Origin of the sequence: Pseudomonas sp. TMW22080, from assembly GCF_022496745.1 — a bacterium.
GTDB lineage: Bacteria > Pseudomonadota > Gammaproteobacteria > Pseudomonadales > Pseudomonadaceae > Aquipseudomonas > Aquipseudomonas bubulae.
On record NZ_SCFF01000002.1, the window covers coordinates 653150 to 665347 of the forward strand.

At 52.3% G+C, this 12198-nt stretch carries 9 protein-coding genes; 4 read left to right on the forward strand and 5 right to left on the reverse strand.

The window, feature by feature from the left end; translation table 11 throughout:
• The first annotated feature begins 12 nt into the window (after positions 1–12).
• A complete protein-coding gene (locus EQV96_RS09445) occupies positions 13–1377 on the forward strand; it encodes a hypothetical protein (protein WP_240881835.1) in 1365 nt (454 codons plus the stop codon).
• A gap of 43 nt (positions 1378–1420) precedes the next feature.
• On the opposite strand, the gene EQV96_RS09450 is transcribed toward EQV96_RS09445, so the two are convergent.
• From EQV96_RS09450 to EQV96_RS09470, 5 genes are all read right to left on the reverse strand, one after another.
• Positions 1421–2968, reverse strand: coding sequence for an IS66 family transposase (locus EQV96_RS09450; RefSeq protein WP_240881838.1), 1548 nt, complete (start codon positions 2966–2968; stop codon positions 1421–1423).
• Between the two features lie 49 nt (positions 2969–3017).
• On the reverse strand, positions 3018–3353 hold the full coding sequence (gene tnpB, locus EQV96_RS09455; protein WP_240881839.1) for an IS66 family insertion sequence element accessory protein TnpB: 336 nt from the start codon (positions 3351–3353) through the stop codon (positions 3018–3020).
• On the reverse strand, positions 3350–3613 hold the full coding sequence (locus tag EQV96_RS09460) for a transposase (protein WP_240881841.1): 264 nt from the start codon (positions 3611–3613) through the stop codon (positions 3350–3352). The genes tnpB and EQV96_RS09460 overlap by 4 nt, the downstream gene beginning before the upstream one ends.
• A gap of 350 nt (positions 3614–3963) precedes the next feature.
• Positions 3964–5925: a UvrD-helicase domain-containing protein gene (locus EQV96_RS09465; RefSeq protein WP_240881843.1), complete on the reverse strand. Its 1962-nt coding sequence runs from the start codon at positions 5923–5925 to the stop codon at positions 3964–3966.
• A complete protein-coding gene (locus EQV96_RS09470) occupies positions 5922–8228 on the reverse strand; it encodes an AAA family ATPase (protein ID WP_240881844.1) in 2307 nt (768 codons plus the stop codon). Before EQV96_RS09470 ends, EQV96_RS09465 begins: the two co-directional genes overlap by 4 nt.
• A gap of 371 nt (positions 8229–8599) precedes the next feature.
• On the opposite strand from EQV96_RS09470, the gene EQV96_RS09475 reads away from it, so the two are divergent.
• The 3 genes from EQV96_RS09475 to EQV96_RS09485 all read left to right on the forward strand — a co-directional run bounded on the left by EQV96_RS09475 (position 8600) and on the right by EQV96_RS09485 (position 12095).
• On the forward strand, positions 8600–10273 hold the full coding sequence (locus tag EQV96_RS09475) for an ATP-binding protein (protein ID WP_240881846.1): 1674 nt from the start codon (positions 8600–8602) through the stop codon (positions 10271–10273).
• A complete protein-coding gene (locus tag EQV96_RS09480; RefSeq protein WP_240881848.1) occupies positions 10270–11163 on the forward strand; it encodes an HNH endonuclease in 894 nt (297 codons plus the stop codon). Before EQV96_RS09475 ends, EQV96_RS09480 begins: the two co-directional genes overlap by 4 nt.
• Before the next feature lie 83 nt (positions 11164–11246).
• A complete protein-coding gene (locus tag EQV96_RS09485; protein ID WP_240881850.1) occupies positions 11247–12095 on the forward strand; it encodes a hypothetical protein in 849 nt (282 codons plus the stop codon).
• Positions 12096–12198: the final 103 nt, after the last annotated feature.

The window sequence follows — 12198 nt, forward strand, 5'->3', positions numbered from 1 at the left end:
GTTGAGTTCAACATGAAGACAAAGAAGCTGTTGGCGCAGCGCGCGGGGTATCTGTGTTCGCATTATGACTGCTTACGGCCGACGATCGCTCCAGCGAAAAACCAAAAGGGGGAGGATGGTGCCGTTGGCACCGGTGTAGCAGCTCATATCTATGCTGCGTCTGAGTTGGGGCCACGCCCACCAGTGGGCATGACAGAGGCTCAGATCAAAGCTTTGTCCAACGGGACTTGGATGTGTAAACAGTGCAGTACACAAATTGACGATTTCCGCTGGAACTACCCTCCAGAGCGGGTCTTGGAAATGAAGCGCGTGCGTGAGTTCGCGCAGGTCACGTCAGCCACTCAAAGTGACGCCGCATACCTTGTTGGTTGGATGGGCGTGAAGCGACTTGATCTTATCATCCGAGCTCATTTACCGGATTTAGACCCAGAGAAAATCAGGCTGGCCATCCTAAAAATGGGAAGGAAATTTGTTGGCGATAATCTAGTGACTGATGGGGCGCTGCTGCTGGCGCCATCAAGCGAATTCACGAAGTCAGCGCTGCTAGAAATGATCAAGGAAGCAGAGCATGAGATATGGCGTGGGCCTTCAATTTCAAATATTGGGATTGAGCATCGCTGGGCGATCGAAATTGCACGTGAGTTCAACAAAGATTTTTATGATGCAGGGAATTACGACGCTTTCCATTGGAGCAATGGCCAGGTTTGCCTTCGTGCACGCTGCCCGAAAACGGGACAGCTTTCAGATGCGACCTATCATGCCCGAGCGGACATTCGTTGTAAGCACAATCCGTTTCTTCGTGAGGGAGACGAGATTTTTCTGCACGTAGCTTCTCGCTGCGGCGCCGAATGGAAGTTCGGATTGATCACCGAACCGAGGGACGCTCATGTCAGCAGCCAGCTGACATTGGAGAGGTTCACGCTGCCGACGATTACGGACGGTCTTAACCAGTCTCGGCAGGAATTTGAAGGCTACGCTGGCTGGATTGATGCACTGGTGGAAGGGTTCACGCCAGTGGGCCAAATTGGCTTGCGGCCGACTGACTACCCGAGGGAAGACAATCTGCACTCAGGCATTTTTCATATTGAAATGAGAGCTCAACCTCACAGATTGCAAGCTGCTGCTGAACTCTGTGCGAGGGTAAGATTTGCCTATGATTTGGCCGACAAATTCGACACTTCTGTATCTTTGAACACGCATCTATTTGAATCCGGCCTTACCCTTGATTCGCTGCGCGAGGCTACAAAGGATCTGATGGTTGAAAATCCAGGAAGAGATTTTATAAGTGATCCGTTGTTCGCTTTCCCAGACGGGGTTTGGGGCTTATATCTGCGCAAAACTAGGGCTGGTCTAGCGGTGGTCAAGCAGCGACTCTAAACCGCGAATTAGCGTAAGCGTCCAGGCATCCCGTCTTGCGCAGCTAAGCCGGTTGCCATCGATGCGGCAACAAATCCCCAATCTCACTCGCCCGCTGCGTCGGCAGGCGAGTAAGAACGTCCTTCAGATAAGCATATGCATCGTGGCCGTTGAGCTTGGCCGACTGGATCAAACTCATTAGCGCAGCAGCGCGTTGGCCACTGCGTAGTGAGCCAGCAAACAACCAGTTCTTGCGCCCGAGCGCCCATGGGCGTATCTGATTTTCGAGGTGGTTATTGTCTATGGGCACCGTGCCGTCGTTCAGATAACGGCTCAACGCAGCCCAACGTTTAAGGCTGTAATCCAGCGCCTTGGTAATCCCCAAACCTTCATGCACACGCTCGCGCTGGGCGATCATCCAGGTATGAAACGCGTCCATCAGGGGCGCGGCTTTTTCCTGACGTATTCGTCGCCGGACATCCGGTTCCAAATCGCAGACTTCGCGTTCAACCTCATATAAAGCCGCGATGTACCGCAATGCTTGCTCGGCCAGCACGCTTTTTTTGGTGACGTGCAGGTCGTAGAACTTGCGGCGGGCGTGGGTCATGCAGCCGATTTCAGTGACGCCAAGTGCAAAACTGGCTTTGTAACCGCCGTAGTCGTCACAGACCAACTTGCCTTTCCAGTCGCCCAAAAAGTTGCGGGCATATTCGCCAGAACGACCGGGGCTGAAGTCGTACACCACCGCGCTTATCTCGGCGAACGCGGTCGTGGCATAACCCCAAACATATGCTCGGTGGGTTTTCTTTTCACCCGGAGCCAGCATCTCTACCGGCGTTTCATCGACATGCACCACGTTGTGCTCAAGCACGACTTCGCGCAGGGCATCGACCAGTGGCTGCAATTGCACACCGCAAGCACCGACCCAACTGGCCAGTGTTGAACGAGGAATCGCGAGACCGGCCCGGCCGAAGATTTGCTCTTGGCGGTACAGCGGCAAATGATCGGCGTATTTCGCAACCATCACCTGAGCCAGCAACCCGGCAGTCGGGATGCCTTTGTCGATCACTTGCGCCGGCACCGGCTCTTGAATCAAGGTTTCGCAGTTATCACAGACCCATTTGCCACGAATATGCCGTTCGACGCTGAACACGCCAGGCGTGTAGTCGAGCTTCTCGCTGACGTCTTCGCCGATGCGCTTGAGGGCGCAGCCGCATTGGCATTGAGTGTTTTCTGGATCGTGATGAATCAGCGTGCGCGGAAACTCGGCAGGCAATGCAGTGCGTTTGGGTTGCTGGCGGGCTGCTGCTTGCGCTGGCTTTGGTACCAGGATTTCAAGCTCTGCTTCGATGGCGGCTAGGTCGGTCTCAATCAGGTCGTCGAGCAAGCTGGCCTGATCAGGGCTGAACGACTCGGAACGTTTGGCGAAGCGGTGGCGTTTGAGCTGGGCTATTTCGTGAATAAGTTGCTGGTTGCGGGTCTTCTGATGCAGAACCTCTTTGTCGAGGCTCGCCAGCTGCATATCTAGATGCTCAACGCGGTTGAGCAACTGCGCAGCGAGGCTGCGCAGTTGTTCGGTGTCGAGCTGATCGAGAGGAGTAGTAGGAATCATGGCGATGACTCTGCCCGATCTGCTGATCGATGTATGTCATCCATGTCTCTTAATGGTTACGGATGTCTCCGTCAGACCCAAGCCATTGCCAGGGAAGACCGACCACCAGTGCCTGGAGCTGCTCAGTATTTAGCTCCATTTGGTCACCATACCGATCACTCGGCCAAGAAAACTTCCCCTGATGTAGGCGGCGTGCCGCCAACCAAACGCCCAAGCCGTCGTGCACCAACACTTTCATGCGATTGCCTCGGCGGTTGGCAAAGAGATAAGCACAGTGCGGCTGCGCCGCACCGAAGACGGCCACTACCCGGGCGAGGGCTTTCTCGGTGCCGGAGCGCATATCCATCGGTTCGGTGGCTAGCCGAATTGCGTCAATGCGGATCACGAAGCAAGTCCACGGACAAAACGGACACACCCTTCAGGATCGGAAGACGGCCATTTCACCGTGATAGTTTGCTCGCCAAATGGCAGCTCGATGATTACAGATGACTCGGCCTGCCTTTGCGGGGCGACCTTTACCGGAACAAACGCCGGCAAGGTTGCGGGTGGTTGATCTCGGAAAAGTGGCAGCCACTTGCGGATCACGTTGGCATTGATGCCGTGACTGATGGCTACGCTGGAAATGGAGGCGCCGGGTGCAGGCATTCCTGGACAACCTGGGCTTTGAACGACTTAGGGTAAGAGCTTCGTTGGCGCATTTAAGGGCTATCGCGTCCGCTTATAAATAGGCGGACACCATCGCCCTTAATTTGGGAGATCGGTAGGCGTGTTCACCGTTCGCTTACAGTTAATCTAGGGCTGCAATACGAATGAATGTAAATCCAAGCCATAACTGCCAAGAAGACAAAAATCTGGCTCGATAGTTATTCCATGATCATCGAAGACACTGCCAGCCCGGAGGCGACCCCACGAAACATGGCAAGCATTCCAGAAAATTAAGTCCTACATCATGGCTTTCGAGTTTTCATGAGCCCCTAGCGTCTCCACTCGTGACCTCAACTAGTCTTAAATTGAATCGCTTCAAACTCCCCATCAACAAACCAGCCGCTAGTTTTAATTCGGGCTAGGGCCGCTGCAGGATCCGACGACCAAAGCACAAGGGCCAGCGACTCTTTAGCTCGGCTGCAAGTAACGTATAGCAGGCGCAACGTGCGGTCGATGGCCGTTTCCTTGCCCTTTTCTATGTTTTCTCTGTCAGTTTTACTGAGCTCCGCACCACCAAAAATCTTGTCGTAGGAGATCTGATTGCTCCCAGCTAGCTTGTCATCCATCACTACCATGACATGCAAGAACTCAGAGCCTTTAACAACTTGGTGAGTAGCTAGCAACGAATTCCCAGCTAGGTAAGTACGATACTTTTGCAACTGATTCCAAGGGCAAGCGAACAGCGCACACCAGCCGCGACGCATCCGGTCCTGTTTTGATTCGTCTTCACCTCTACCCGGAGTCGGGGGAGGCGGTGATTTGTCCAAATATGCGGTCATGAGGCGATGATCAAAATCAAAGAGTTTCGCGCGCAGAACTGGTTCAAGCGCGTCTTCTATGGTTGCAACAGGATTAGCACAGACGGCGACGAAACTCTCAATGGCATTAAGCATCTCATTGGTGCGGTTTGCTCTCTCTTCCGTGTTATCGGGCATCTCATCGAGGCGACCGAAGCGCCTGAAAACCTCAGTAGCTCGGAACTCATCAACAACATAATCAGCATCAACACACGCCTCTAGCTGCGCTAATTCATTAAATAGAATCTGTACGGCAGTGGGCCCTTTGTTTTCGCCGCTTCCGGAAGGCGCAGCAGCGTTCGGATCAAGTAGAGCCATAGCACTGTACACATCGAGAAACGAGCCTCGCGTTGCAACAAGCTTGTGTTCCAATGCGAGCATTTGATACCCGCTCTGGCTCCAAGCGACAGACTCGCTCGCTTCTAGCATCTGCTCAGCGCACCAACGCTCACCGAGCACCTTATCCTCCGAGGAGCACGACGTGTCACCGACGAATATCCGTACAATCCCCCCCGTCTTTTCGCTTCGATGCTGTTGTTCCACTCCATTTGCAGGCTGAGTCCGGCCCTCAAGCTCCGCGCCCCATATTTTGTTTATGAGAGTGACAATTCGGCGCTGGCTACGATGATTCATTTGAAGTTTCGGCGTCGCCCAGTTCGGCGGTACCAAACTTGGAAGGTCAATATGTCCGTCCTGGTAGATGCGTTGCCGGTGATCGCCAAGTAAGCCAAGAGTTAGACCTCTACCCCTTGGCTCCGAAAGCTCCATCAAAACATCCAGCATCCTCTTCGTTGTATCCTGTGACTCGTCGATGAGTACGATGGGGTGCCGGTCTTTGAGGATGATCTGAAGCGTAGGTCTTTCCCGGAGGAGCCAAGCAGTTGCGTCAAGGACGTGCTGATGAGCAAGTGCACCGGAACCATATGTCTCGCGATCCGGGTGGTAAAGAAACACATCCGTAGCTCTAAACGCCGCGATGTCATCCTTGATTTCATCCAGGTCCCGCTGTTTTGCCGAAGTGATTCCTCTCGGTTTTGCTAACGCTTCAGCTGTGTCCTTTTGTAGTTGAGCTTCCTTGAGTGCTATGAGCGCCGCGCGAATGTCATCATTGAACCCGCTTATGAGCTCCCAACAGAAAGCGTGGATGGTAGAAACACCCACTAAATCGTTATCTCCAAGGCGACTCTTGATTACCGATACCGCATTCTTCGTATATGTCACCACACGTATCGAGCGTCCATGCATCCGCAAGCGCCGAGCAAGCTGACCGCCTTTCTCATGCTCTACGACACCAGTCATCCGACGCAACACTTCTACTAGCGTACGTGTCTTTCCAGAACCGGCACCGGCGAACAGGAAGTAGCTGCGCGGCGGATCCTCAGTGAGATAGCCGCAGATTTCTTCGACAACTCCAACATCGCGGTTGTTATCAGCAAAAATGGGAGCCTGACTCATGCCCTAGACTCCTTATTGGGCTCTAGTTGCGTCTGCAGCCAAGCTAAGGCATCAGCAATGTATTTTGGACATTCGACAAGCTCACCCGAAGAAACCCTCTCGAAAATGCTTGCAGCAAAATCACCTTTATTAAACGAACTGTGCATCAAGGTATGAAGCGCGCCTAACAGCTCTGGGGCACTTGGGGCTTCGGCAACTTTTTTTGCGACTGATGCAAGTGCCCCAGTTGGTACCTCAACTTCCACGCCATCCTCATCAACCTTCTCGCTCATCAGTTCCTTGAACCAGGGAATGTTCGTAAGGACGAGTGAGTCTTCAAAAGTGCTAGGCCAACTGTTGTCCGCTTCGGTTATAGGCAATTGCCAAGCGAATCGCACAACGCAATCTGCAGTCTCGGTCCAGACCAACTGGGCATCTGTCGGGCTCTTGAAATCATCAAGTTGCTGCATCTTAGGATGCCAGCCACGAAGAGTTGGATTGCCACAGTGCAGACCAGCTTGTCCCGTGTTCGCAACCGCAACGAGTTTTTTGGTCGGGTCACCATTCTTCTTCGGCTTTCCGTCTTTTTCCTCGGCGGGGTCTATGTCGGTAATGATGACCGTAGGAATTCGAAGCTTCTCAACGAGCGGTTTGAGCCGATGGGCATGACTTCCCCCAATGTCCAGAAAAGACACGTACCGGCTGTTCAATGCACTGAAGCCGCGCTCGATGAAGAGCGGTACAAGCATACGTTCTGCAACGCCTTCAACGAAAATAGCCGCGTTAGCAAACAACAGGTCCGTGTGCTGAACGCGGAAGTAGCGTTCAGCAAACTGGCGGGTCTTTTTATCATTACCAAAGACCTGCCCAAGATTGACTACCTCAGTTGTCGGCATGGGACTCTCCGCACTCTTCGCGATACGGCGTACGTATCGCAGCCGGTCGAAGCTTTCAGCGTGGGCAAGATGGCTTGAATGAGTGCTAATGAGTAATTGACTTTTGAGTCCCGACGCGTCCTTCTCATTCGGACTGATGAGCTTGTGTGCTTTTCCAGGAAAGATCCGCTGAACTTGAACGTGGAGGTGCGCTTCAGGCTCCTCGATCATCACTAGATGAACGGGGGCAGGAGAACCTTTTTCAGGCTTGAGTCGGGCTGCTTTGAAGGACACCAGCTGATAGCTCAGGGACTGGAGATTCTGATATCCGAGCCCGATAGAGTATTCAGGTAAAAGCTCTTCAAGTGATTCTTTTTGCATGCTGTATTGGACAGCGGTTCCATGGTCAAGCAGGTCCGCTGTTTGGATGCGGGTACGAAAGCGAATCTCTTGAGGGTCATGCAGTCCTGGATAGCCCAGTTCCCTTACTTCCTCAACCGAGCCTGCAATGGCTTCGTGAATCTTCTTGTCCAGTTCTCTCTGAGCTTCAGCGACAGCCTTAATAAGATCTGCGCGGTGACCGTGCCCGGTGCTGGCGACGTTCAAGTGTTGTCGGGCAAACTTGAGAAGTTGGTTAGAAAACATACCAATCCGATGTGGTCCCGAGGCAGACCGTGAATCTGCTTCTTCGCTTCCAAGTCCACGTTGAGCGGCGACAAAATCAACCCGAATCAGTCTCGACAGGTACTTACGCTCGATTGGACTCGCATTTGCGAGTGTCTGACTTGAATAGGTTGAGAAACTCGTCAACGGGTTGTTTTCTGCGTCTAGCTTGTATGCACGAACTTGGCCGAGTTTCGATGGCTCTCGTAGCCAGAAATCAAGAAGGTCAATAGGCCACGCAAGCGAATCTGCCCCCATATCTTTTATCGGCGAACGCGCAGTGTGATAAGTCCAAGCCAGTTGCTTGATCTCATCAATGCTCGCAGCGGGCTCGAGCCTGAGGCGAACGCCGACTGCACCTCCCTTCCAGCTGAACTTGGAAAGAAATGGTGCGACATAGTGGTACATGCCAGCCTCGGCATCGAACCACAGGTCCAAGGTAGGCATGGCCCCAAGAAGTATCTGAAGCTGCTTATTCCATTGATCTTCAGACTCGTCTACCGTTGAGGGGTCTTCAGTAAGCGATTCCCAAGCCTTGCCAAGCTCTCGCAGTTTCGGCCACTGCGAAAGGCTGATATCGAAAGCACCGAAGGGGGATCCATCTGCAAGGAAGTGACGTAGAGCAGCAAGTATCGAAGTCTTTCCGCTGTTGTTTGCGCCAACCAGAATAGTGGTGCTTTGGTCAATGTCCAATTGAACTTTTCCCAGTCTACGAAACTGACAGAGCTCGATGAATCGAAGTTTGATATTGCCCGATACCGGAACCATTGGGGCTGCTTCTGGCATTGACACGCCTCCATGCGAATTATTGGAACGCCCCGTGGACAAACGGGCGTCGAAACGATCCTACACTCTATTGATGGCAACAAGCCATGTCATCATGCGATGTGCGAGTTGGACACTAGAAAACTAAATGACCACCCCCTTGCTGTCCTAGCACCGTTGAATTGCAAGCGACTGTTACATTGGCTGATTCATGCTTGTCTTTCAACGACGGAGAATCGGTCATGCCCCCCTACTTACAGGCACCAATTATGGAACAAAGGAAAGCGAGCTCGGCCTTACGAAGCTAGAAATCACTGTCAGATAGCTCCCCCCACGCCGGCCCGTGTGAGCAATGGCCCAGCAGATAACAGACACTAGGACTCGTGATTCCGATGCCCATCGAAATTTACCCACCATCGCGCAAAGTTTTGAGCAAAAGCTACAGTGTGTTCGCACTCCAGCTGGACGATTGGGATGATCACAGCTATCAAACGCTGTACCACCTCTACTATCGACCCAAGTCAGAGGAACCCGATGTTGTCACCTACATCGGTGGTGTGAAAATTCTCAAGCAAGGCCAGACGACTGGGCCTCGTCTTATAAAAAAACCCTTTAACAAGTTAGGTGAAGGCTGGGTCTCTGTTGGGACGTCGCTCGATTATTATCAACGCCTGAACGAGCTGCCCAGCGGTCGCCGCAAACGCATCATGAATGCGCTGCAGGATGCGGTGGCGAATCCGAATCTCATTGACGTGTTCAAAGATGAGGACGGATGGAAGTCTTCTATTTTCAGAGACACGCCTGATTGGAAGGAATTCATTCGTGACGCGAAAATCCTCTACGAGGGTAACTTCAAAGCGCTCGTGGGAATGGAAGCATTTTCCTTCCTTCCCGCCGGAGCCACCCGACCTATCGAATTCAATTTCGAGGCTCCAAAGCCAAAGGGATACCGCGGGTCTTATCGGAAGGTCGGACCAGGCCGGAATCGAGTTCTGTTGCCTGAACGTATTATCGTACTGGTGGGCCGCAATGGGTCCGGCAAGAGTACGATCCTTTCTCGCTTGTCCCACCTCGCCTATGCATCCCCGCATGAGCGTGATCAGGACGGATTTTCCGCGATGGGCGAGATAACGCCAAAAGCTATCGGATTCATGCGGGTTATTACTATTTCCTACAGCGCATTTGATAGCTTTGTAGTGCCGGGGCTCGATGCTCGCGATCTATCCCAGATCATCAATGACATTGAAAGTGGTGACAGTCGTTTCGTCTTCTGTGGGCTTCGGAACATTGTAGAGGAAGTCCGTGACGATCTTGAAAAGCTCAGCGCTGAAGCCGAGTTTGATTCCGATAACGAGCCGCCCGAGATTTCAATGGAAAGGCGCAGCTCGACAAAACTCAAATCGATAGATGCGCTTGCGGACGAGTTCGTAAGCCTGCTGAAGATAATTCGAAAAAACAAAAGAGATGAATTGTTCGAGCTGACCGTTGAATCGCTAACTGCCGATCCCTCATTTCGAGATTTGAAAACTCAGCTGGCTGATCTCATCGCAAGGCCTCGGCGCTCCCGGCAGCATTTCATGGATTGGAGTACCGGACATAAAATTGTCCTGCACGTGATTGCTTCCCTTGTCGCCCATACACGGCCACAGTCACTGGTCCTTTTCGACGAGCCGGAAACACATTTGCACCCCCCACTAATGGCCGCATTAATGCACACCGTGCGGATGATTCTGACGGAGCTGAATGCCTACTGCGTGGCCGCCACTCACTCTCCTGTATTGCTGCAAGAAACTCTCTCCTGCCACGTCCGCTACGTCAGTCGAAACGGTTCAGAAATCACCATCAAAAGGCCGAAAATCGAGACTTACGGAGAAAACATCGGCCTCCTTACATACGACAGTTTTGGGCTCACCGCGGCGAGCACTGACTACCATGCAGCTCTCGACCTATTAGCTGAAGAGTACGACACTCTTGACGAGGTTGAGACTGCGTTCGAGTACGGCCTCAGCGCTCAAGCTCGAGCTTATGTGCTATCCAAGCAAGCGAAGCGCAGGTTGAAGAAATGAGAAATCTTCCCCTGCCTGATCGTGATTCGTCGCGAGCGGATCTGACTGCTTCGGTGCGTGAGTACAATTACAAAATTCCACGCGGCCATAAGCTCAAGGAAGATGAGATTGCACAACTGCTTGCCATCTATGACCGATACGACGCCGACCTTGGCGCAGCCAGCAAGATATTGAAAGGCGCAGCGTTCCCTAAGTCGCTGATCGACGCGGTGTATGCCGCTTACGACCGAACTCAGGAGGGCCGTTTACTGTACTCATTGCGTGAGCGCTTGTTCAAGGGTGTAGATCTGTGCCCGATTTGTGGAATCGACTCAGTTTCAGAGCTCGATCATTTTCTTCCCCGATCTGAATTTAAACCGCTGGCTATCTACTCGCGAAACCTCGTACCGAGCTGTCACGATTGCAATCACATAAAGCTCGCAGGTTTCGGGGAGCAGGCCGACGGGGAGCTGGCCTTGATTCACGCCTATTTTGATGAGCTGCCTAACGTGCACTTTCTGGAGGCGAGAATCGATATTTCCGAGGGCGGATTGGTTGCCACTTTCCAGGTCATGACCGATGTAGACCTAGCTGAAAACCTGCGTGATCGCTTGAAGCATCAGATAAAAACGCTTGAGCTTAATGAGCGCTATGAAAAAGAAATCAACACCTACCTCATGTCGCACGCAACTGGGGTTCATCTTGAGTATGCTCGAGATGGCAAAGCAGGCGTGCGAAGATTTCTCCGGACTCAAGCTCGTATTGAGGAGAGAAAGCTGTACTCCAACCACTGGCGGCCCACTCTACTGAGAGCATTGTCAAGGCAGGAGGATTTCATAGACGGTGGATTCGTGGGCATTTTCAACGTACCCCAAGACATTCTTGACGATCTGTTTGACGAGGAAGGTTAATATTCGTTGTGAGGCGTACGTCGCCTCTCATCCTAGTGCGCGCATACAGTTACCACGTAATCATTTTTTGCTGGGGAATCTAGATGGAGGGTGAAATCAATAAGGTGATGGGGCTATGTGCGTTGTGCGGCCCTGACAATGGGGAAGCGCGGACTCTGCGGCAAAGTCATTTCCTACCAAAGGCTATCTATAGATATCTCAATCGGCACAAAGCCGAAGGTACGAAGCTATTACTCCGAAGTCAGGAAAATGAAAAAGTATTCTCGATGGGGAAGCAGGTATTTCAGGCGTTGCTGTGTGACACGTGCGAGGGATTGATGTCAGCAGAAGGTGAGGACTACTACTTATCGACGGTGCTCAAGATCAATGAAAAGGAAAAGCTGCCTTCGCCGGTCTACCAGATCCTAAAGAACAGTCTGATGCCTGCCTGGACGGCTCCTCGTGGGGATTATGGCCCCGGTCTGATTCTGAGTGTAGGAAGCAATATCTTGCCGGCTATCAAATCGCAGCAACTGTATCATTTTGTGATCGGCATGTTTTGGAAGGCAACGTTCGAAGGGTGGGAACACTGCTCAGTAATGCACTTGGAACCGCATGTTAAAGAGGCGATGCGTAAGTTTCTTCGGGGCGGAGATTTTCTACAGGGCTACATAGTCAGAGTTGTGCCTTCATTCTGGTGGGCCAAGTTTGGAGCAGTTTTTCCAGTTCTGAACCAAGGGCAACCTTTCTTCTCTATAGGACAGCTCGACTTTTACCTCGAAAAGGCTGAGCAACAGTTCAGGTCGGCTATATCGATGGAGGCTGTCCCATTGCTTTATACCGTCGATTCGATGAGGTCTCAGAGAGCCTATCGGATTATGGCTGCAAACTATAAGAAAGCGGAGGAAACAAAATCTGCTGCAAAAACCCAGCTGTCTTGGCTCGGAGACTGATCGCAAGGGGCCGTTCACTGAGTACCCCCGCCTTGCTGTTTAAGTGTGGAGCGGTTGCAGAAAGGTTGTATATGCACACAAAAAGGTACCCCTCTGACGAGCG

Excerpts from the sequence above, each read along its gene's own strand:
- EQV96_RS09445 (WP_240881835.1), top strand. The coding sequence starts at position 13 with ATGAAGACAAAGAAGCTGTTGGCGCAGCGCGCGGGGTATCTGTGTTCG.
- EQV96_RS09450 (WP_240881838.1), bottom strand. The coding sequence starts at position 2,968 with ATGATTCCTACTACTCCTCTCGATCAGCTCGACACCGAACAACTGCGC.
- EQV96_RS09460 (WP_240881841.1), bottom strand. The coding sequence starts at position 3,613 with ATGCCTGCACCCGGCGCCTCCATTTCCAGCGTAGCCATCAGTCACGGC.
- EQV96_RS09465 (WP_240881843.1), bottom strand. The coding sequence starts at position 5,925 with ATGAGTCAGGCTCCCATTTTTGCTGATAACAACCGCGATGTTGGAGTT.
- EQV96_RS09470 (WP_240881844.1), bottom strand. The coding sequence starts at position 8,228 with ATGCCAGAAGCAGCCCCAATGGTTCCGGTATCGGGCAATATCAAACTT.
- EQV96_RS09475 (WP_240881846.1), top strand. The coding sequence starts at position 8,600 with ATGCCCATCGAAATTTACCCACCATCGCGCAAAGTTTTGAGCAAAAGC.
- EQV96_RS09480 (WP_240881848.1), top strand. The coding sequence starts at position 10,270 with ATGAGAAATCTTCCCCTGCCTGATCGTGATTCGTCGCGAGCGGATCTG.
- EQV96_RS09485 (WP_240881850.1), top strand. The coding sequence starts at position 11,247 with ATGGAGGGTGAAATCAATAAGGTGATGGGGCTATGTGCGTTGTGCGGC.